Below are 20,177 nucleotides of genomic sequence, written 5' to 3'. Positions count from 1 at the left end.
ATCGGGCATCTATCGGGTGGAGATTCGACGCTGTGGCGGCAACGGTTGTCCGAAGCGATGCCCAGCCAACCGAATTCGTCGGCCGTCACCGCCCCGATTGCGGGTGGGGACCTGCCTCGATGTCGGTGGTCGGCAGTAAAGTCGACGGCACGAACTCGGGCGGGGAGCGCGCCGGGCTGAGACAGGGGGGCCGGTAATGACGTATCCATCAGGGCAGCAGGGGCCGGGGGGCTGGGGTCAGCCCACGTATCAGCCCGCCCAGTACGCGCAGGAGATCCCGCCGCTCGGGCCGCCGTCGAAGAAGTCGAACGCGGGGTGGATCGTGGTCGCGCTGATCGCGGTCGCCGGGTTGGTGGCCGGGGTGGGGCTGCTCGTGTCGGCCGGGCGCGACGGGGTCGCGGGCACGGCGGTCGCCGCCTCCCCCACGCTGACGCCCGCCACCACCTCCGCGTCACCGACCACGACCACCAAGCCGAAATCCGCGGCCGCGTCACGGTTCACCTACACCGACTACGAGGGCCCGTGGGACTTCCAACTCGGCGATGTCCAGATGCACGCCGACTGGGCCGACGGCCGTGACCACGCCAGCTGCACGCCGGTCGAGAAGGGCGGCAAGCTCACCGACCTCGGCTGCCAGTACTCGACCGAGATGTGGCTGACCGCCGAGGCCGGCGCGGTGAAACTGACCCAGTTCGTGCTCGCCATGCCCGACGCCGCGACCGCCGAAACCGCGGCCGACAAGATCGAGGAGAAAGACCTCAACGTCCGCCCCGGCGGCATCATCACCGACTTCGAAACCGGCAAGTGGAAGGCGTCCTCCTCCAAGGAGTTCATCATCGTCACCCTCGTCACCGCCACCGCCGCCGTCGAAGCCGCCCTCGTCGAGAAATACCTCCGCTACCGCCACGGCGACACCGCGGGCGCCATCGCCTTCCGCTGACACGACGGATACTCAGCAGCTTCATCGCGCGCAGGAGACGGATTTCCCGACTATGATATTTTTGTTATATTGGCTTCGTGACCTGGGAGATCTCTCTTCATAGTGAGGTGGAGTCGTGGTTCCTCAAGATGTGTATCGAAGATCCTGGTACGGCCGACTTGATCGCATTGGCCCTGGATCAACTCGCCGACGAGGGCCCGACAGCCGGACGTCCCCTCGTCGATCGAATCAAGGGCAGTCGCTTTCACAACATGAAGGAACTCCGGCCCGGATCAACCGGCGATTCCGAGGTCCGCATGCTGTTCGCCTTCGATCCGGAACGAGAGGCAATCGTGCTGGTCGCCGGTGATAAGTCTGGTCGGTGGGTCGAGTGGTACCGGGAGGCGATCCCACTTGCCGACGAGCGGTTCGTCGAGCACCTGTCGGCAAGGAAGGAAAAGCGATGAGCAGCGGATTCGTGAACTGGAAAGATGTCAAGTCGAAGGCGAAGGCGGCCGATCCTCGATCCGCCCCAGAACGGGCTCGCGGCATCCAGCAGGCACGCGAGCGCCATGAAGCGTATCTGCGTGGGCACCAGCTCGCGGAAATGCGACGGTCGGCGGGGTTGACGCAAACGCAACTGGCCGAGGTCCTCGGCGTTTCGCAGGCGAGAGTGTCGAAGATCGAGAGCGGTGAGGCATCCGGGATCGACACCGTTCGCGCCTACGTAGCCGCCCTGGGGGGCTCGGTGGAGGTCATCGCGACTGTCGGTAGCCGTTCCTGGCGCGTGGCCTGACACGACGGAAGCCCGCCACCACGGATGGTGACGGGCTTCCTGACCGGTCGAGACCGGGCCTGTTTACCTACTTGCGCAGCGAGGCCGGGACCTCGAAGCGGGGGCCGAACTTCGCGGCGAGTTCGTCGGCGCGGGCCACGAAGGCCTCCTGGCCGCCGGGGTAGCCGACGATGAACTGGTGCGAGCCGCCCGACCAGGCCGGGAAGCCGATGCCGAAGATCGAGCCGATGTTCGCGTCGGCGGTGCTGGTGAGCACGCCTTCGTCGAAGCACTTCTGGGTCTCGATGGCCTCGGCGAACATCATCCGGTCCTTGAGGTCCTGGAAGGTGTAGCCCTCCGGGAGCTCGCGGCTGGTGTTGAAGGTCTCGCGCAGACCCTCCCAGATGCCGGTGGCCTTGCCGTCGACGTAGTCGTAGAAGCCGGCGCCGCCCGCCTTGCCCTTGCGGTCGAACTCGTCGACCATCTTGTTGATGACGCCGTTGGACGCCTTGGCGGCGGAGTTGATCTGATCCTCGTTGCCCGCGGCGATGAGCGCGGCCTGAGTCTCGTTGGCGATCTTCTGCATGGTGGTGAAGTTGAGCTCGTCGCTCAGCTTCAGCGGCGCGGCCGGGTAGCCCGCCTGCAGACCGGCCTGCTCGACCGTCGAGGGGTCGACGCCCTCGGCGACCATCGCGATGGCCTCGTTGATGAAGGTGCCGATCACGCGCGAGGTGAAGAAGCCACGGCTGTCGTTGACCACGATCGGGGTCTTCTTGATCGCGAGGGTGTAGTCGTACACGCGGGCAAGCGCCTCGTCAGAGGTGTTGTCGCCCTTGATGATCTCGACCAGCGGCATCTTGTCCACGGGGGAGAAGAAGTGGATGCCGATGAAGTCCTCGGACCGCTTCACACCCTCGGCGAGCAGGGTGATCGGCAGGGTCGAGGTGTTGGAGCCGAGCAGCGCGTCGGGCTCGACGATGTCCTCGATCTCCTGGAAGACCTGGTTCTTGAGCTCGGGCTTCTCGAACACGGCCTCGATCACGAAGTCGACGCCCTTGAAGTCGGCGGCGTCCGCGGTCGGGGTGATGCGAGCCAGCAGCGCGGCCGAGCGCTCCGGGGTGGTCTTGCCACGCGAGAGCGCCTTGGCCTCGATGGCCTCGGAGTACGCCTTGCCCTTCTCGGCAGCCTCGAGCTTGACGTCCTTGAGGACGACCTCGTAGCCGGCCTTGGCGGAGACGTAGGCGATGCCCGCGCCCATCATGCCCGCGCCGACGACGCCGATCTTCTTGATCTCACGCTTGGGCACATCCTCGACCGACGGACGCGAGCCGCCACCGTTGATGTGGTTGAGGTCGAAGAAGAACGCCTGGATCATGTTCTTCGAGACCGGGCCGGTCAGCAGGTTCGTGAAGTAACGACCCTCGATGACCAGCGCGTTGTCGATGTCGACCTGCGCACCCTCGACCGCCGCGGCCATGATGGCGCGCGGGGCGGGCATGTTGGTGCCCTTGATCTGCTTGCGCAGGTTGGCCGGGAACGCGGGCAGGTTCGCCGCGAAGGCCGGGGTGGACGGGGTGCCGCCGGGGATCCGGTAGCCCTTCTTGTCCCACGGCTGGGCCGCTTCGGGGTTGGCCGCGATCCACGCCTTGGCGGCGGGCAGCAGCTCGTCGACGGAGGCCACGACCTCGTCGATCAGGCCGATTTCCTTGGCCTTGGTGACGCGGTGACGCTGGCCCTGCAGCAGCACCTGCATCAGCGCGTTCTGCAGGCCGAGCATGCGGGTCACACGGGTGACGCCGCCGCCGCCGGGCAGCAGGCCCAGGGACACCTCGGGCAGGCCGATGGCCGAACCCTTGACGTCGGCCGCGATGCGGTGGTGGGTGGCCAGCGCGATCTCGAGGCCACCGCCGAGGGCGGCGCCGTTGATCGCGGCGACGACGGGCTTGCCGAGCTGCTCGAGGCGACGCAGCGGGCCCTTCACACCGTCGAGCATCTGCGCGACCTGGGCCGCGTCATCCGGGCCGACCTGCAGCATGTTCTTCAGGTCGCCGCCGGCGAAGAAGGTCTTCTTGCCCGAGGTGATGACGACACCGGTGATGTCGTCCTTCTCGGCCTCGAGGCGGTCGACGGTCGCGGCCATCGAGGTGATGTACGCGTCGTTCATCGTGTTGGCGCCCTGGCTGGGGTCGTCGATGGTGAGGACGACCACGCCGTCGGCGTCCTTCTCCCAGCCGATGATGTTGTCAGTCATAGTGTTTCGTTCTCTCCTGTGAGAAGTGTTCGGCCGGGTATCAGACGCGCTCGATGATGGTGGCAACACCCATGCCGCCACCGATGCAGAGCGTGATCAGGCCGTAGCGGCCGTTGCGACGCTCCAGCTCGTCGAGCACCGTGCCGGTGATCATCGCGCCGGTGGCACCCAGCGGGTGGCCCATCGCGATCGCGCCACCGTTGACGTTCAGCTTCTCGTCCGGGACGTTGAGGTCCTTCTGGAACTTCAGCACCACCGAGGCGAAGGCCTCGTTGATCTCGACGAGGTCCATGTCCTCGATCGTCAGACCGGCCAGGGCCAGCGCCTTCTTGGCGGCCGGGGTGGGGCCGGTCAGCATGATGGTCGAGTCCGCACCGGAGGTGGCGGTCGCGACGACGCGGGCGCGCGCGGTCAGGCCCGAGGCCTTGCCGGCGTCCTCGTTGCCGATCAGCAGCAGGGCGGCGCCGTCGACGATGCCCGAGCTGTTGCCACCGTGGTGGACGTGGTTGATCTTCTCGATGTAGGTGAACTTCTGCAGCGCGACGGCGTCGAAGCCACCCAGCTCGCCGATGCCGGCGAAGGCCGGGTTCAGCTTGCCGAGGTCGGCGGCGGTGGTGCCGGGACGCATGTGCTCGTCGTTGTCGAGCACGACGAGGCCGTTGATGTCCTTGACGGGCACGATCGACTTGGCGAAGTAGCCGCCGGTGGTCGCCGCGGCGGCCAGGTCCTGCGAGCGCACGGCGTAGGCGTCGACATCATCGCGGGTGAAGCCCTCGATGGTGGCGATCAGGTCGGCCGAGATGCCCTGGGGCACGAAGTAGCCGTCGTAGTTGGTGGCCGGGTCGAGCGCCCAGGCGCCGCCGTCGGAGCCCATCGGCACGCGCGACATCGACTCGACGCCACCGGCGATCACCAGATCGTCGAAGCCGGAGCGAACCTTCTGCGCGGCCAGGTTCACGGCCTCGAGGCCGGAGGCACAGAAGCGGTTGAGCTGGAAGCCACCGACGGTGTCGGGCAGGCCGGCCGCGGTCACGGCGGTGCGGGCGATGTCCATGCCCTGGTCACCGACGGGGGTCACCACGCCGAGGATGATGTCGGAGATCCGATCCTCGTCGAGGTTCGGGAAGCGGCCACGCAGCTCCTGGATCAGACCAACAGTCAGATCGATCGGCTTGACCGAATGCAGCGAGCCGTTCTTCTTGCCGCGGCCGCGCGGAGTGCGGATGGCCTCGTAGATGTAGGCCTCTGTGGTCATATCGGAGTGTTTCCTTCCTTGGGGTGCGGTGGCCGCACGAACGCCATGACCGATCGGCTCGGCGCCGTACAAATCCCGGTAGGCACCAGCGGAGCATAGAACCATGCTCTCCGGTGATCCCGGCCACCCGTTCATACTACCGTGGTGTGCGAACTCCGGTTAACTTAACGCGGTATGGACGGTGACTGTCAACCATCCAGACTCTTCGCGCCGAACTGGTCGCGCAGCAACGTCAGGGCGACCTCGTCCGGGTCCTGACGGTCGCCGGGAGCCACCGGTACCGCGGCGGCGGCCAGCATCTCCTGTTCCTCCTCCGGGGTCGGGGGTGCGAGAACCGCGTCCTGACGCGCGAAATCGCCACCGGAGGTGGGCTCCGAGGCGAAGTCCGGGCCGGGATCATCGGGGAGGTCGGGGAAATCCGGCGGGGGGATATCGTCCTCGGACGGGCGATTCGTCCGGTTCGCCGACTGATTGCCCGCCGCCTGACTCGGCCGCGAGAACTTCGGCCGACCCGCGGGCTTGGCCTCTGGCCCCGTCCCCCGCGCGGGCGCGGCCTTGGCGGCGGGTGTCGGACGCGGCGCGGGCGTGCCCGTCTCCCAGCGCACATCCAGTTCACGCCCCAGCACCGCCCGCACCGCCGACCGCACGGCCTCGATATTGCGCGGATCCGACAGCCGCTGAGCCAACGGCGGACTCTGATGCGCGAAAACGATCACCCCGCCCTCGACCCGCGACACCGCCGCCCCCGACAGCAGCGCCTGCAACGTGGCCCCGAACTCGCGCACCCGACCCTTGATCTCGGGCCACGCGGCATCCACGATCCCGGCCAGATCCTCCACCGCTCCCCCGGCGACCGGCGACTCCGCCGGCACCGGCGTCTGCTCGGCTTCCACGGCGGGCGATGCTTCCGACGAAACAGCCTGCGCTACGGGCGTTTCCGGTACCGATTCGGCGTTCCGGTCGGAGGAGACGGTGTCGTTCGACGAGAACTGCTCGGCAGCAGGGGTTTCCGTCGGGACGCGCGAGTCGGACGACGTGGGCGCAACGGCCCCGGCCGCGCGCGCGTCTCCCGTAACTGGTTCCGACGCAACACTTTCCGAAGCGGGGCCGACGGATTCCGATCGAACCGGCTCCCCGGCCTCCGAAGCGCCGGCCGGGTGCGACGCGGCTCGTCCTGGACCCGCCGGTCGCTCCGAATGATCTCGGCCGGCCCCGGTCTGCCCAGCGGACAGACCCCGCTCGACCTGCGCCGACCCTTCGGGCTGCCGAGCCGGCGCGGCCTGTCCGGTCGGTACGGCCTGACCGGTCGGCGTGACCTGCCCAGTCGGCGCGGTCGGTACGGCCTGTCCGGTCGACCCAGCCTGACCAGTTGGCGCGGGCTGTCCGACCGGCGAAGGGCCGCTGGTCCGATCCTCGTGCGGCGGGCGCGGAGACACGGCAGAAGTAGCCTGACGGGCTGGCTCCACGGGCGTCGGCGGGGAGGACTGAGACGGGGCCGACGGGGTGGCTGCGGCCTCCTTCTCGGCCATCGCGGCGGCGAGGATTTCCGCGCCTCGGCGGCGGGTTTCACCGCTCGACGGTGCGGCGGCGCGGCGTTCGGCGGGGGCGTCGTCGGTGGGCGGCGCGGGGCGGGTGGGGGCGGCGCCGGTGGCGAATCCGCGTTCCAGGCGTTCGAGGCGTTGCAGGGTGGCGGACTCGGTGTCGGAGACCGAGGGGAGCAGCATGCGGGCGGCGATGACCTCGAGCAGGAGGCGGGGGGCGGTGGCGCCGCGCATTTCACCGAGGCCCTCGTGCAGGAGTTCGGCATAGCGGGTGAGGGTGGCGGGGCCGATCCGTTCGGCCTGGTCGCGCATGCGCTCCATGACGTCGCCGGGCCCGGAGACCAGGCCGCGATCGGCGGCGTCGGGGACCGCGCGCAACAGGATCAGGTCGCGCAGGCGTTCGAGCAGGTCGACGGCGAAACGGCGCGGATCGTGCCCCGCCTCCATGACCTGGTCGATCGTATTGAACAGGGCCGCACCGTCATCGGCGGCCAGCGCGTCGATGGCATTGTCGATCAACGCCACATCGGTGACCCCGAGCAGCGAGACCGCGCGCGGATAGGTGACCCCCTCGGGTCCCGCACCGGCCAACAGCTGGTCGAGCACACTCAGACTGTCGCGCGGCGAACCCCCACCGGCCCGGATGACCAGCGGATACACCGCCTCCTCCACCGGCACGTGCTCCTGCTCGCAGATCTTGCCGAGCAGACCGCGCATGGTGGCGGGCGGCAGCAACCGGAACGGATAGTGGTGCGTGCGCGAACGAATCGTCGGCAGCACCTTGTCGGGCTCGGTGGTGGCGAAGATGAAGATCAGGTGCGCCGGCGGCTCCTCGACGATCTTGAGCAGCGCGTTGAAACCGGCCGTGGTGACCATGTGCGCCTCGTCGACGATGAACACGCGATAGCGCGACTCGGCCGGGGCGTAGAAGGCGCGATCGCGCAGCTCACGGGTGTCGTCGACACCGCCGTGGCTGGCCGCGTCGAGCTCGATCACATCGAGATTGCCCGAACCGCCGGGGCCCAGCGCCACACACGAGGCGCAGGTACCGCACGGGGTCGACGTGGGGCCCTCGACGCAGTTCAGGGAGCGGGCCAGGATGCGGGCCGAGGAGGTCTTGCCGCAGCCGCGCGGGCCGGAGAACAGGTAGGCGTGGCTGATCCGTCCGGTATCCAGCGCCGTGCTCAGCGGGTCGGTGACGTGCTCCTGACCCACTACTTCCGCGAATGTCGCCGGTCGATACTTCCGGTACAAAGCCACCGGCTCAGTCTATGGCGGCCGGCGCCGCGGGGATTTTCGGCCCGGTGGGCCGAAAATCCGTGGTGGTGGGGTTTGGTGGTGGCGTAGTTGCGGCTGCCGGTTACTTTGTGATGTAAATCACAGTCAGTTGGGCGGTTGTGGGTTGTGCGGTAAAGCGGGTTAACAAGTGCAACTGACTGGTTATCGACTGGGTTGCGGGTGGGTATGTTCGGTGCATTCCAGCTATCAATACTGGTTATTGTCCTCAAACAGACTTGCTCCCCGGTTGTTCACCTCTTCTCGGATGTAACGAAAACATCAAGCGTCGTGACATCGGCGCAAGTCTCTGGCTACCGTGGGTCTCGGCAACTTCGGTGGCCAAACCTTCATCAGGTTGGTGGCCCCGGCCGGTCCCTCATCCCGGCCGGGGCACAACCTTCGCGCACCGATCGCTCCCCCACCGCACCGACCGGAGGAACGTTTCACCGTGCTGTCGTGTGATGACATCGCAACGGCGTGGCTGGCCCACACCGACTTCGCGGGCGACAACGCCGCGGTCGGGCTGCTGAGCCGGGCCATCAGCCCCCAAGACTTCGACATCAAGCGCGATTCGCTGCCCGTGGCCGCGGCCGCGGATCCGGCGACCGCCGATGCCATCCTGCAACTGCTCCAGCGCGGACAGGTGCCGACGATGGCGGCGATCCGGACACTCACCGCGCAGAACGAGATGCGCCGGGAGGCCGAGCGGATCGAACGGCTCGGTCGACGCGCTCAGCGCAGCATCGACGAATTCGGCCGCATCCTCGCCCGCCTGGCCGCCGCGCACTGGACCGACCACGGCATCGGCCCCACCCGGCGCGACATCCTCGCCGACGCCGAGGTCTGCGCGCTCATCGCCGAGCGGGTGGGCGAGATCGCGCCGTCGGCGGTCAAGCACCTGTGGCTGATCGAACGCGCGCAGCGAGCGGGCTGGATCGCCTCGAACGCGAGTCCGGGGTCGCTGTGTCCGGCACGCCGCTGGCACACCACCAAGTACGGCAATCGGGTCTCACAGAAGCCGGTGAACGCGATCGGCAAGCTGGTCACCGGGTTCGTGGTCGACCAGACGGCCGAGCGCGGCAAGCCGCCGACCTGGGCGGTGCTGGCCCGCGACGCGCGCGACGACCGCGGCCGTCGACTGTTCTTCGACGTGGCCGACACCCACGCCCAGCGCCGCTGGCTCACCACGGCCGAATGGCTCGGCGAGGACGACGACGTCCCGGTGCCCGGCAAGCGCGGACTGCGGGCGCTGGCGAAGGACCGGCGCGGCTAGCTCACCTCGCCGGCGGGCGCGGTGAAGGTGTTGCACAGGGACGTGAGGTTGCGCAGCCCGGCCTCGAACCACTGACCGCCGTGCTCGGCGGTGCCGTGATCGCGCATGTCGCCCGCGGTGTCACCGCGACCGTAGGAGTCCCTGGTCGCCACGGTGACCTGCGACGAACTCAGCGAACCCGCGGTCTGCGAGGACGAGATGAACATCCCGTCGAAGCAGTTGGCCTGCAACTCGACTCGGCGCGAGAGCTCGAGCCCCTTGGCCGAGCGGGCGCCCGCCTCGACGCGCTCGCTGTTGGCCTTGCGCAGGATCCCGGACTGGGCCTGCACGTGGTGGCCGTACTCGTGGGCGAACACCGACAGGTACACGACCCAGTTGTCGCGGAACTGGTTGGTCTGCAACTGGCTGATCGGCATGTAGATGGTCTTGTTCGCGGGGCAGTAGAAGGCCGCGAAGTTGCTCGTGGAGCCGGTGCACGGCGTGGTGATGCCGTCGGTGGTCGCGGTGACGCTCAGCGTCGGCGGCTCGAAGGGCAGGTTGTTCTGGGCCAGCAGCGGCTTCCAGGCGGCCTGCAGGCAGGTCGCGGCCGATTCGAAGAAGGCGCGCGCCTTGTCGACCTGGGTGCCCCACGGCGCGTAGTCGCAGGATGCCGGGATCAGGGTGCCGTCGGCGTCGGTGAGCAGCGGGTTGTCGGCGGTGGCGGCGGCCGCGGTGCCGGGTTGGGGATCGTAGGTGGTGGTCGGCTTCGGGCCGATCGCGTCGACGCCGATGTCGAAACCGGTGTTGACGGCGTACTTCACCAGGCCGCCGACCAGCAGGAAGATGACCACCAGGATCACCGCGGTGAACCCGCCACCACCACGCTTACGCGGAGGCGGTGTGGGTCGACCCGGCGGACCGTACGGCATCGGAGGCGGACGGTAGCCCGGCGGCGGACCGTAGGCCGGACGCTGACCGTAACCCTGCGGCGGCGGATATCCCTGCCCGTAACCCGGTTGCGGCCGGTATCCCGGGGGCGGCCCATAGCCGGGAGGGGGTGGAACAGGTCGTCCACCGGGCCTGTTCGGCCCATAACCGTACGGTGGTTGGGTCACTCCCCCGTACCCCCCTCGTCTCATGAGTCGTCGACAGCCGCTGACGGCAGAATAGCAAGCTGTCTAGAGTAAGCACCCATGCTGACTTTTCGGGGGGGCGCCGCGGGCGCGCTACTGCTCGCTGCGGCAGGTTTGCTCGCGACCGCTCCGGCGGCCCACACCCAGCCCGCGCCCGTCGGGGTCTCGATCACCGCCGACCTGACGCTGACCGAAGGGGGTGTGCTCGAGGTCATCGAAACCATCGGGGTGCCCGAGAACGGCAGCTTCACCATGTCGCTGCCGCTGCGCCTGAAGATCGGCGACGACGTCGAACGGGTTTTCAAGGTCACCGACGTGACCGCGACGGGCGCGGGCACCACGAAAACCGCCGACGACCAGTTCACCATCGAGGCCGAGCCCGGTGAATCGACGTTCACCTACACGGTCCACAACACCGTCTCCGACGCGCCGGGCACCCAGGTCTTCCACTGGTTGGGCGTGCTCAACGCCGATATCGCCGTCCTCGATGTCTCGGTGATCAGCCCGACCTTCGAGATGGGCATCATCGACTGCAAGCTCGGCCCCGCGGGCAACGCCCGACCGTGCGCCGACGTGCACACCGAGCCCGACGGCGTGCTGTACCTGCGCCAGACCGACCTGCGCAAGGGTGACGCGATCGACCTCACCCTGCAGATGCCGCCGGGCACCGTGGCCGCCAATGCCGATGTGCGCGGCGGGAACTCGAACAATTTCTTCGCCTTCACCGCACCGGTGTACGCCGCGTTCGCCGCACTGGGGTTGGCCCTGGCCGCCATGTTCGCCTTCGTGTTGCTCGCCCGGAAACGAGCGGCCGCCACCAGAGCCGACAGCGACACCTTCGATCCGCTGATCCAGCACGGCGGCCACGCCGAGTTCACCTCACCCGACGGCGTGCTCCCCGGCGAGGCGGGCCTGATCCTCGACGAGCACGCCGACCCGGTCGACATCGCCGCCACCGTCGTCGATCTCGCCGTCCGCCGCTACCTGTGGATCACCCCGGTGAGCGCGCGCGGCGCCGACGACTGGCGCATCAGCCGTGTCAACGCCCCCGACGACCAGCTGCGCGAATACGAGCGCACCGTCTACGACATGCTGCTGCCCGAGGGCACCGACACCGTGGCCGTGCGCGAACTGCGCGCCCCCGGCCGCCTCGAGTTGGAGCCCATCCGCGCCGCCATGCGCACCGACGCGGTCGCCACCGGCGCCTTCGCCGACCCGAGACAGCGGGCCATCCCGCGCTGGATCGGCGCCGCGCTGATCGGCCTCGGCGCGATCATCACCGTCACCCTGGCCATGACCGCCGGGCACGCCCTGGTCGGCGTGGCCATCGCGCTGGCGGGCGTGGCCGCGGTCTTCCTGCCGAAGTACCTGCCCACCCGGACCACCCTCGGCGACACCATCGCCGGCCGCGTCCGGGCCATGCAGCGCGGCCTCGACGCCGTGAGCCGCGACCGCATTCCCCCCATCGACCAGGAAACCATCTTCTCGCGAGCGCTGCCGTACACCATGATCGGCGGTCGAGCCGACAACTGGATCCGCACCTTCCGCGACATGGATCCCTCCGCCGACTCCCAGCCCGGCCTCTACTGGTTCGCGGGCTACGACCGCGACCGCAACCTGCACCGCTTCGCCGCCCAGTTCCCCTTCTTCATCACCGCGCTGGAAGCGGCCTGCCGCTCCGAGTGACCCGGACATGAGAAAAGGCCGGCGGCGATAATCGCCACCGGCCTTTTCTCATCCGTTCTAGACCCGACGAACCGCCGCGAGCGGATCCGCGTACAGCGCGCTCAGCGAGGTCACCACCGCGGCGAACTCCTGCACCTTGCCGCCGAAGCCGCTGATCCTGATGTCGGTGGCGGGCAGCTGCGTGCTCTGCGAGAACGCCCGAGCCACATGGCCCAGCGCGGGCCGGTAGCCGGTGAAAGCCTGGCCGCCCAACACCACTCGGTCCGGGTTGAGCATGTCGCGCACCAGCGCCACGGTCTGTCCGAGCATGGTCGCCCGCTCGGCCAGCAGATCCCGCGCCGACTCCGAGCCCGACTCCGCGGCCCGGTACAGGTCGTTGATCGTGGTGCCCGCGGTGCCGTTGTGCGCCGGGATGATGCCGCGACCCACCGCGCGCGCCTGCAGCGCGCGATCGCCGACGGTCACTTCCAAGCAACCACGCCGACCGCAGGTGCACTGCACGTCCGAGCCGGTCGGCAGGTGCGCGATGGAGCCGGGGCCGTTGCTCGGGGTGTGCACGCGACCGTCGAGGGTGACCGCGATGCCCGCGGTCTCACGGACGTAGAAGTACAGGCTGCTGCCGTTCTGGGTGGCGGGCAGCTCTGTGTCGGGCTCGGGACGGCGCGCGTCGAAGGTGGGCAGCAGCAGTTCCGAAGCGGCCATGGCCTCGACGTGCGGTGCCACCGAGACGGGCAGTTCGAGCACGTCGCCCAGGACCTGCCCGATCGGCGCGCCCTTCCATTCCAGCTTGGGATGATCGACGACCCCGGTCTGCGGATCGACCCGACCACCGATGGCCACGCCCGCCCACAGCGGGGTGCGCCGGTGCCAACGCTGCAGGAACGCCTTGGCGCTGCGAGCCACGGTTGTTACCGCGAATTCCTGGCCGGTCTGCGGGGTGGCGATGGCCAGACCACCGAGGATCCGGCCGCGCAGGTCCGCCGCCACGATCTTGGTCGCCTCGGCGCCGATGTGGATGCCCAGCGTCAGATACGCGTCGTGGTCGATCTCGAAGGGCACCCGGGGGCGACCGACCGCACCGGCGGCGGTCAGATCGGGACGCTCACGCAGCAGCCCGGCCGAAAGCAGCGAGGCCACTTGACGATTCACGGTGGCGATGCTCAAACCCGTTGCCCGCGCGGCATTGTCGCGCGAAACCGGACCAGAGGCGGCGGTCCGCAGCACCGCGGCGGCGGGGTTGTCGCTGCGACGCAGCTCCGGCGGGACGACGGGGCGGGAAACACGAGGACGACCGGCGCCCGAACGAGCAGCGGGGCGATCGATGATGGGAGCAGACATATGAAGTTCCTTGCCAAAAATCCCGTTATCCCAACGGGATTGCCTACACGTGGGGCGAGGCAGCTCGCGAACCGGAAGGGCTCAGCTGCAGCGGCAGGAACGACACAGTTCACGGGTCAACGGCAACCGCAAGCCCAAAGCGGCGGTCACGTAGGTGACCCGCTGGGCGGAGAGACGGCTGCTGGACATAACAATCAAGTTAACACCCAATCCGCACCCATCCAAGCCAAACCGGCGAATTGTGCCGTGGGGCACAACGAATCCCCAGTTCACAGCGTTGCGGTGCGGGCGCAATGCGGCTTGCGTCCGCATCACGCGGACAGCACGAACCCCTCCCGGACCGAAGTTCGGGAGGGGTTCGGGGTAACGAGTTCTTACTTGGCCGGAGGCGTGAAGGGCTGGTTGATGGTGGTGAAGTACTGCACCGCCGCCGCGATCGCGACCGGAGCGGTCACCACGATCTGACCGATCAGCACACCGACGAAGCCGATGCTGCCCGCGCCGATAGCGCAGCCGAGGGCCGGGCCCGCGCCGAAGAGGAAGGCCAGCACACCGGTGGTGACCAGGCCGAGGCTGGCGCCCGCGACGCAGCCGATAGCCGCGCCGGCGAGGCCGCCGACGAGGGTGCCGATGGTGGCGCCCAGCGAGATGGTCGAGGTCAGACGGCTCCAAGCAGCCTGCTCACGCTCGTACTCGGTCTTCCAGGGGGCCTGGTTCTCGTAGGGCAGCGCGACCGGCTTGTACACGGCCTTGTCCAGGTCGAGGGTCGGGCTCAGGGTCGCGGTGTTGCCCGAGATCTGTGCCGCGATCGGGAACTCGAACTCGTCGATGCGGAACGCGAGCGGCACACCGGCGACGGTGGCGCCGTTGGCGGCCTTGATCTTGAAGATGCCGTCCTCGGTGACCAGCGAGCCGACATCGGTGGTGATGACAGCCCGCGAGTCGTCAACGATCTCGGCGGTGTAGTTGACCGGAGCGACCTCTTCGGCCGGAGCGGCGTTGACAGTGCCGGCGGTGACACCGGTCGCCACGGTCAGCAGCGCCGCAACCACGGCGAACTTCCTCATCTTCATAACTTGCCAATCCCTCATCTGGTGTGGAGCTGTTCGAGTTGCAAGCTTCGAGCAGTTCCCCACCGATGACGAGGGATAAAAGCAGCAAGATCGTAACTAGGAATTCACTTCGAAGTCTTCGCGGCGGCTTTCGCCTGTTTCTTGAATGCCCTTACCTCCGAGAGCGTTTCGGCGTCCACCACGTCGGCGACCGAACGCCGCGAGCCGTCGTCGCCATAGGATCCGGCGGCTTTTCGCCAGCCGTCGGGATGCACGTCACATTGTTTGCCGAGCAGTGCGAGGAAGATCTTGGCCTTCTGCGCGCCGAACCCGGGCAGCTCCCCCAGCCTGCGCAGCACCTCCTTGCCGTCGGGATCGCCGCTGGTCCAGATCGCGGCGGGGTCGCCGTCGTAGTGCTCGATGACGTACTGGGCCAGCGCCTGCGCGCGTCGCGCCATCGACCGGCCGTAGCGGTGGATGGCCGGTGGCGTCGCGGCCAGTTCCTCGAATTCGGCCGGGTCGAACTCCGCGATTCGGCGCAGCGAGAATCCGCCCATCCGTTCGGCGAGTTTGCGCGGCCCGCGAAACGCGTGCTCCATCGGATATTGCTGATCGAGCAGCATCCCGAGCAGGAGCGCGAAATCGTCGTTGCCGAGGAGTTCGTCGGCCTCGGGTTCTTGGGCCAGGCACAGCGTGCGCGTCATCCATTCATCGTGACACATTTCACTGCGGGTCCTGTTTCGCGAGTAGCCTCTGGTTGCATGCCGACCGACGATTACACCCCGCGTAAGGCCCGGTTCGATCGAGCCGCGCACGATCAGCTGATCGAGGCCCACGACCTGGAGGCCACGCGTTCGGGGATGCGCGCGCTCGGCGAGTGGAGTCACGGCGCGCTGGCGGTGCGGGCCGGGGAGAGCGCGCTCGATGTGGGCTCGGGGACCGGCTCGGAGGTGTTCCGGTTCGCCGAGGCGGTGGGTCCGACGGGCACGGCCGTGGGCGTGGAACCCGACCCGAACCTGTTGGCCGCCGCGCAACGCCGCGCGGGCGAGAACGGTTCGCGCGCGAAGTTCGTCTCCGGTGACGCCTACGGGCTGCCGTTCGGCGACGACACCTTCGATGTGGTGCTGTGCGAGCGGGTGTTCCAGCATCTCACCGCGCCCGCGCGGGCGGCGGCCGAGATCGCCAGGGTGCTGCGGCCGGGCGGTCGCGCGGTGGTGGTGGACTGCGACTGGGCGACCTCGATCGTGCATCCGGGCGATCCCCGGGTGGTGCGCGCGGTGATCGACACCCTGATCTCCGCGACCACCAACCCGCTGTCGGGGCGCGCCCTCGGCGGATTACTGGCCGGGGCCGGGCTGGTCGTCGACGAGATCGGCTCGCACGCGCTGGTGCAGGATCGCGCGGTCGGCGCGGGCACGCTGGTGAGCCGGATCGCGGAGCTGGCCACGCTGCGCGGGGTGATCACCACCACCGAACGTGACCAGCTGCTCGCCGATCTCGAGGCGGGCGCCGCACGCGGTGACATCCACCTGTCGGTCACCCTGTTCGGCGCCCTGGCCCACAAGCTGTAATCGTGGAGCGCTGGCGCGCTTTAGGCGGGGCCCTTCGGGCCCCTGATCTTCCCTCCCTGCGGGCACTCCTTCGTCGCGCCCTCCGCTCAGTCCAGATCAGGGCGGGCCCCGCCTATTCAGGACAACCCCGGAGGGTTACTCAGCTTTCGAGCAGTTTCTCCGTGGCGGCCAGCAGCACGCAGGTCGCCAGGCCGTCCATGGCCTTCGCCAGTTCCGGCAGCTGCGGGAAGCTGGGGGCGATGCGGATGTTCTTGTCCTCGGGGTCCTTGCTGTACGGGAAGGCCGAACCGGCGGCGGTGAGCGCGATGCCCGCCTCCTTGGCCAGCGCGATCACCCGGGCGGCGGTGCCGTCGAGGACGTCGAGGCTGATGAAGTAGCCGCCCTTGGGCTCGGTCCACGAGGCCACCTTCGAGGCGCCGAGGCGGTCCTCGAGGATGCGGCGCACGAGGGCGAACTTGGGTTCGAGCAGCGCGCGATGCTTCTGCATGTGCGAGCGCACGCCCTCGGCGTCGGTGAAGAAACGCAGGTGGCGCAGCTGGTTGAGCTTGTCGGGGCCGATGCTCTTCTTCGAGGCGTGCCCGAGGTACCAGTCGATATTGGCCTTGGACGCGCCGAAGAAGCTCACGCCGGCACCGGCGAAGGTGATCTTGGAGGTCGAGGCGAACACCAGCGGCCGGTTCGGGTTACCGGCCGCGGCCGCGAGACCGAGCACGTCGATGACGGGTGCGGCGGTGTCGGTGAGCGGGTGCACCGCGTAGGCGTTGTCCCAGAACAGGCGGAAGTCGGGGGCCGCGGCGGGCAGCGAGACCAGTTCGCGGACAACCTCTTCGGAGTACACGACCCCGGTGGGGTTGGAGTAGTTCGGCACTGCCCACAGGCCCTTGATCTGCGGATCGGCGGCCAGCAGCGCCGCGATGGCCTGGGTGTCGGGGCCGTCGTGGCGCATCGGGATGGTGATCATCTCGATGCCGAGCGCCTCGGTGATGGCGAAGTGGCGGTCGTATCCGGGGGCCGGACACAACCATTTGATCGGCTCGTCCGAGGCCCAGCGGCGCGGGGAATCGGGGGTGCCGTAGAGCATCGCGAACACGATGATGTCGTGCATGATCTCGAGGCTGGCGTTGTTGCCCGCGATCAGTTGCTCGACGTCGATACCGAGCAGTTCGCCGAAGATGGCGCGCAGTTCCGGCAGACCGGTGAGGCCGCCGTAGTTGCGGCAGTCGGTGCCGGTGCCGTCGCGGAAGTCGCCGTCGCCGGGCAGCGACAGCAGCGACGCGGAGAGGTCTAATTGCTCCGGCGAGGGCTTGCCTCGGGTCAGGTCCAGGGTGAGCTTCTCGGTGCGCAGCGTCGCGTAATTCGCGGTCTGGGAATCGTGTTCGGACACGAGTTCCTCGTGGCTCATCAAACCGATCTGCGTTTGCCGGGGCATCCTGGGCAGCCTTTCGAAGCAGCAAGGTGGGGGTAAGTGTCACGTTACCCGGCGGTTGCTCGGAATCGGCGGGGTATCCGGCCCGGGATCAGGCTCGCACGCTGCGAAGGTGCGTAGGCCGAACGGGGGTCCCTGGAAAATAAAGGGGACCCCGCGCACCCGACAGAGCTCGTTGACCCTTGCTGCCTTCCGGCCCTGGGGGAGTTCACAAGATGCACGCCGCGCGGGATCCGTCGGCCAGTGTAGCGGTTGTTCGACCAACTAGCGATCACGGGGTTCGAACAGCAGGTCGGCGGCGCGGGTGAGCACCTCGACACGGCTGCGACCCTCGTGATCGGCGGCGAGGAAGTGCGCGCCGATGATGGCGCAGAAGGCGAGCAGACTCCTGGCTTCGACCTCGTCGGGATCTTCGCAGAACACGCCGATCGTCTCGCGTAGCAACGACATTCGCGCGTTGTCGACCCGGCGCAGGCGCGCGGCGACGGCCTCGTCGCGCCGCGCCCAGTCGCGGATCGCGAGGTCGATCGGGAGCAGGCGATCGCTGGAGAAGGTGAGCAGTCCCGCCATGCGCGCCTTGGTCTTGGGGTCCAGACTTTCGACGCGTTCGAGGACCTGATCGGTCGCCTCGCTCTCCCAGACGTCGAGCATCGCGGTGAGCAGCGCGTCGCGGTCGGCGAAGTAGCCGTAGAAGCCGCCCTTGGTCACGCCGAGGCGTTTGGCGAGCGCTTCGACCCGCACGGCGTCGACGCCCGCGGTGGCCAGCACGGCCAGTCCCTCCTCGATCCATCGGTTCCGGGGAGTTCGCGCGGTACCCATGACGTGTCGCACCTCACATTCCTCGGTCGGGCTCGACGGACCCGTCGAGTGTACGTAGCCGTATAGGTGCCGCACTGTCGGTGATGCTGGCTACGATCTACCCGTCATCGGCAGCGGGGGCTCGGTTCCCCATGACTCGAGAGGGGGGCTCGAACGTGACCGGCCCGAACAAAGACGGCGTGCCACCATCCGATCCGACCGTGCAGTGGTGGGAACGCCCCGGCGCGGACGCGGCTCCCCATCCCGCCCAGGCCGACCCGACGGTGTTGCGCGGCAATCTCGGCGCGCCCTACACCGCGCCGCCCTCGCCCTACCAGAGCGGCGCCAACCCCCAGCCCTATCCCGCACCGCCGGTCGGCGCCCAGCCGTTCGCCGCGCCGCAGCCCTACCCCGGCGCACCGCAGCAGTTCGCGCAGGCAACGCCCTACCCGCAGGCCCCGCAGCAGTGGGGCGCACCGCCGCGCCCGCCCTCCTCCGGCGGCGGCAAGGCGCTGTGGTGGGTGCTCGGCTCGATCCTGGTCGTGGGCGTGCTGTTCGTCACCGGGATCGCCGTCGCGGTGAACAAGGCGGGCGACGCGCTCGGCACCGATTCCGCGGAATGGGCGGGCGACTACAAGTTCATCGAGGGCAAGAACGCCTGCGACCTGGTCGATCTCACCGTCCTGAACCAGTGGGCGTCCACCCGCGAGACCACCACGCACACCGAGCGCGCGCCCTACAGCTCCATCGGCGGCGGCACCTACGACTGCAACGTCAAGAACAAGGCGTCGGGCAAGGACGGCAACGCCGCGAGCCTGTCGTTGGACGTGGAGTTCAAGAGCAAGTACGAGTCCGAGTCGACCTACTCGCGCTGGAAGAGCTCCGACACCCGCACCACCGGCAAGGGCTACGACAACGGCGTGGTGACCGGCCTCGGCAGCGAGGCCTACTACGCCATCGAGCAGCAGACCTACTCCTACTCCAACAACAACTACTCCTACGTGGTCGGCGCCACCGACAGCAACATCTCGGTCAAGGTCGAGATCGATGTGTCGACCAAGGACGCCTTCGACCGCGCGGCGATGTCCGCCGCGGCCGAGTCGCAGGTCCGCAAGGTGCTGGCCGCTCTGAAGAAGTAGCAGGTCAGATGGTTATGACGGGGGCGGTTTGGCGTCAGCCCCCGGTTACCCGCTATGCTGCTCCACGGAGGATTCGCCTAGTGGCCTATGGCGCTCGCCTGGAACGCGGGTTGGGTTAACGCCCTCAGGGGTTCAAATCCCCTATCCTCCGCCACAGCAGGGCCCTGATCGGTTCGCCGGTCGGGGCCCTGTTCGTTTAATCGGTGGATCTGTCAGTGGGCTTCCGTAGAGTGAACCCCGATGGTGCGGGAAACCCCCACCACACCCAACACACCGTCGTCGCCGCCCCAACACCGATGTGCGTGCCGACACAGTAAATGGGTACATAGCCTTCGCGCAGGTCCGATAGACCGCGCCGATCGACGCCGTCGATCGCACAAGAATCAGAAAGTACAACGAAGTGAATACATCACCTGACACAGGCATCGGGCGTGACACGTCCGGGCCGATCCGGCTGATGCTGCGTGACCGCCATGCCGCCACCGGCCCGATCGATGGCGCCTGGTGGCCGCGCACCGACCAGCCGATGACCGAACTGCACCAGTTGGTGGCCGCGGTGGGACCGCGGATCGGCAAGCTGGCCCGGCTCGGATTCGACTGGACCGCACCCGAATCCGACGGCACCGCCGCCGATCAGGCCGCGCGCATCATGCACGTGGTCGGTAGCAACGGCGCCGCGCTGGCGCTGCTGGTCATCCCGGCCGCCACGGAGGCGCCCGCCGCACGCAGCCATATGCGCTGGGCCGCGGGCAAGCCCCGCATC

General features: G+C 68.4%; 17 protein-coding genes, 1 tRNA gene and 1 other RNA gene. 9 read left to right on the top strand and 10 right to left on the bottom strand.

The genetic code is table 11. The features are described 5' to 3' along the window. Positions 1–196: 196 nt before the first annotated feature. From ACFP3H_RS12625 to ACFP3H_RS12615, 3 genes are all read left to right on the top strand, one after another. Positions 197–940, top strand: coding sequence for a hypothetical protein (locus ACFP3H_RS12625; protein WP_378604404.1), 744 nt, complete (start codon positions 197–199; stop codon positions 938–940). A gap of 128 nt (positions 941–1,068) precedes the next feature. Continuing rightward, positions 1,069–1,386: a type II toxin-antitoxin system RelE/ParE family toxin gene (locus ACFP3H_RS12620; protein WP_378604455.1), complete on the top strand. Its 318-nt coding sequence runs from the start codon at positions 1,069–1,071 to the stop codon at positions 1,384–1,386. Then, a complete protein-coding gene (locus tag ACFP3H_RS12615) occupies positions 1,383–1,715 on the top strand; it encodes a helix-turn-helix domain-containing protein (protein ID WP_378604401.1) in 333 nt (110 codons plus the stop codon). Before ACFP3H_RS12620 ends, ACFP3H_RS12615 begins: the two co-directional genes overlap by 4 nt. Before the next feature lie 67 nt (positions 1,716–1,782). Here the strand turns inward: ACFP3H_RS12615 and ACFP3H_RS12610 are convergent, their stop codons facing one another. From ACFP3H_RS12610 to ACFP3H_RS12600, 3 genes are all read right to left on the bottom strand, one after another. Continuing rightward, positions 1,783–3,945, bottom strand: coding sequence for a 3-hydroxyacyl-CoA dehydrogenase NAD-binding domain-containing protein (locus ACFP3H_RS12610; RefSeq protein ID WP_378604398.1), 2,163 nt, complete (start codon positions 3,943–3,945; stop codon positions 1,783–1,785). A gap of 40 nt (positions 3,946–3,985) precedes the next feature. Further along, entirely contained in the window at positions 3,986–5,200 is a 1,215-nt protein-coding gene (locus ACFP3H_RS12605) for an acetyl-CoA C-acetyltransferase (protein ID WP_378604395.1), read from the bottom strand. A 188-nt stretch (positions 5,201–5,388) separates the two neighbouring features. Continuing rightward, positions 5,389–8,001 carry a DNA polymerase III subunit gamma and tau gene (locus tag ACFP3H_RS12600; protein WP_378604392.1) on the bottom strand — a complete coding sequence of 871 codons (2,613 nt, stop codon included), beginning with the start codon at positions 7,999–8,001 and terminating at the stop codon, positions 5,389–5,391. Positions 8,002–8,467: 466 nt separating this feature from the next. On the opposite strand from ACFP3H_RS12600, the gene ACFP3H_RS12595 reads away from it, so the two are divergent. Further along, complete coding sequence (locus ACFP3H_RS12595; RefSeq protein ID WP_378604389.1) at positions 8,468–9,292, top strand: hypothetical protein; 825 nt, start codon at positions 8,468–8,470, stop codon at positions 9,290–9,292. On the opposite strand, the gene ACFP3H_RS12590 is transcribed toward ACFP3H_RS12595, so the two are convergent. Further along, positions 9,289–10,200 carry a neutral zinc metallopeptidase gene (locus ACFP3H_RS12590; protein ID WP_378604386.1) on the bottom strand — a complete coding sequence of 304 codons (912 nt, stop codon included), beginning with the start codon at positions 10,198–10,200 and terminating at the stop codon, positions 9,289–9,291. The two genes, ACFP3H_RS12595 and ACFP3H_RS12590, sit on opposite strands and share 4 nt — an antisense overlap. 264 nt (positions 10,201–10,464) lie before the next feature. Here ACFP3H_RS12590 and ACFP3H_RS12585 point away from each other — a divergent pair, with 264 nt between their 5' ends. After that, positions 10,465–12,090 (top strand): DUF2207 family protein, encoded by a 1,626-nt coding sequence (locus ACFP3H_RS12585; RefSeq protein ID WP_378604384.1) that lies wholly within the window; start codon positions 10,465–10,467, stop codon positions 12,088–12,090. Positions 12,091–12,147: 57 nt separating this feature from the next. Here the strand turns inward: ACFP3H_RS12585 and ACFP3H_RS12580 are convergent, their stop codons facing one another. From ACFP3H_RS12580 to ACFP3H_RS12570, 3 genes are all read right to left on the bottom strand, one after another. Further along, entirely contained in the window at positions 12,148–13,428 is a 1,281-nt protein-coding gene (locus ACFP3H_RS12580; RefSeq protein ID WP_378604381.1) for an ROK family transcriptional regulator, read from the bottom strand. Positions 13,429–13,802: 374 nt separating this feature from the next. Then, positions 13,803–14,501: a DUF8020 domain-containing protein gene (locus ACFP3H_RS12575; protein ID WP_378604378.1), complete on the bottom strand. Its 699-nt coding sequence runs from the start codon at positions 14,499–14,501 to the stop codon at positions 13,803–13,805. Positions 14,502–14,605: 104 nt separating this feature from the next. Then, entirely contained in the window at positions 14,606–15,184 is a 579-nt protein-coding gene (locus ACFP3H_RS12570) for an HhH-GPD-type base excision DNA repair protein (protein ID WP_378604375.1), read from the bottom strand. 57 nt (positions 15,185–15,241) lie between these two features. Here ACFP3H_RS12570 and ACFP3H_RS12565 point away from each other — a divergent pair, with 57 nt between their 5' ends. Next, positions 15,242–16,051 carry a methyltransferase domain-containing protein gene (locus tag ACFP3H_RS12565; protein WP_378604372.1) on the top strand — a complete coding sequence of 270 codons (810 nt, stop codon included), beginning with the start codon at positions 15,242–15,244 and terminating at the stop codon, positions 16,049–16,051. A 139-nt stretch (positions 16,052–16,190) separates the two neighbouring features. Here ACFP3H_RS12565 and ACFP3H_RS12560 read toward each other — a convergent pair whose 3' ends face one another. The 3 genes from ACFP3H_RS12560 to ACFP3H_RS12550 all read right to left on the bottom strand — a co-directional run bounded on the left by ACFP3H_RS12560 (position 16,191) and on the right by ACFP3H_RS12550 (position 18,296). Further along, the gene (locus tag ACFP3H_RS12560) at positions 16,191–17,480 is read right to left on the bottom strand and encodes an aspartate aminotransferase type Ic (protein ID WP_378604369.1); all 1,290 of its coding nucleotides are present in this window, start codon (positions 17,478–17,480) and stop codon (positions 16,191–16,193) included. A 140-nt stretch (positions 17,481–17,620) separates the two neighbouring features. Next, an RNA gene (gene ffs, locus ACFP3H_RS12555) (signal recognition particle sRNA small type) lies at positions 17,621–17,715 on the bottom strand. A 26-nt stretch (positions 17,716–17,741) separates the two neighbouring features. Further along, entirely contained in the window at positions 17,742–18,296 is a 555-nt protein-coding gene (locus ACFP3H_RS12550) for a TetR/AcrR family transcriptional regulator (RefSeq protein ID WP_378604366.1), read from the bottom strand. Positions 18,297–18,451: 155 nt separating this feature from the next. Here ACFP3H_RS12550 and ACFP3H_RS12545 point away from each other — a divergent pair, with 155 nt between their 5' ends. The 3 genes from ACFP3H_RS12545 to ACFP3H_RS12535 form a co-directional block, all read left to right on the top strand. Next, complete coding sequence (locus ACFP3H_RS12545; RefSeq protein WP_378604363.1) at positions 18,452–19,414, top strand: hypothetical protein; 963 nt, start codon at positions 18,452–18,454, stop codon at positions 19,412–19,414. A 66-nt stretch (positions 19,415–19,480) separates the two neighbouring features. After that, positions 19,481–19,568, top strand: a tRNA-Ser gene (locus tag ACFP3H_RS12540). 246 nt (positions 19,569–19,814) lie between these two features. Then, a partial coding sequence (locus ACFP3H_RS12535) for a DUF5994 family protein (RefSeq protein ID WP_378604360.1) occupies positions 19,815–20,177 on the top strand: 363 nt, incomplete at its 3' end.

This window comes from Nocardia lasii (assembly GCF_042658545.1).
GTDB classification, from domain to species: Bacteria; Actinomycetota; Actinomycetes; order Mycobacteriales; family Mycobacteriaceae; genus Nocardia; species Nocardia lasii.
The sequence above is the reverse complement of the archived record's forward strand: the minus strand, read 5'-3'. Positions and strand labels throughout refer to the sequence as shown.

Coding starts and splice junctions, on each gene's coding strand:
- ACFP3H_RS12610 (WP_378604398.1), bottom strand. CDS start 3,945: ATGACTGACAACATCATCGGCTGGGAGAAGGACGCCGACGGCGTGGTC.
- ACFP3H_RS12620 (WP_378604455.1), top strand. CDS start 1,069: ATGTGTATCGAAGATCCTGGTACGGCCGACTTGATCGCATTGGCCCTG.
- ACFP3H_RS12615 (WP_378604401.1), top strand. CDS start 1,383: ATGAGCAGCGGATTCGTGAACTGGAAAGATGTCAAGTCGAAGGCGAAG.
- ACFP3H_RS12565 (WP_378604372.1), top strand. CDS start 15,242: ATGCCGACCGACGATTACACCCCGCGTAAGGCCCGGTTCGATCGAGCC.
- ACFP3H_RS12570 (WP_378604375.1), bottom strand. CDS start 15,184: ATGACGCGCACGCTGTGCCTGGCCCAAGAACCCGAGGCCGACGAACTC.
- ACFP3H_RS12580 (WP_378604381.1), bottom strand. CDS start 13,428: ATGTCTGCTCCCATCATCGATCGCCCCGCTGCTCGTTCGGGCGCCGGT.
- ACFP3H_RS12625 (WP_378604404.1), top strand. CDS start 197: ATGACGTATCCATCAGGGCAGCAGGGGCCGGGGGGCTGGGGTCAGCCC.
- ACFP3H_RS12605 (WP_378604395.1), bottom strand. CDS start 5,200: ATGACCACAGAGGCCTACATCTACGAGGCCATCCGCACTCCGCGCGGC.
- ACFP3H_RS12550 (WP_378604366.1), bottom strand. CDS start 18,296: ATGGGTACCGCGCGAACTCCCCGGAACCGATGGATCGAGGAGGGACTG.
- ACFP3H_RS12590 (WP_378604386.1), bottom strand. CDS start 10,200: ATGCCGTACGGTCCGCCGGGTCGACCCACACCGCCTCCGCGTAAGCGT.
- ACFP3H_RS12560 (WP_378604369.1), bottom strand. CDS start 17,480: ATGCCCCGGCAAACGCAGATCGGTTTGATGAGCCACGAGGAACTCGTG.
- ACFP3H_RS12585 (WP_378604384.1), top strand. CDS start 10,465: ATGCTGACTTTTCGGGGGGGCGCCGCGGGCGCGCTACTGCTCGCTGCG.
- ACFP3H_RS12575 (WP_378604378.1), bottom strand. CDS start 14,501: ATGAAGATGAGGAAGTTCGCCGTGGTTGCGGCGCTGCTGACCGTGGCG.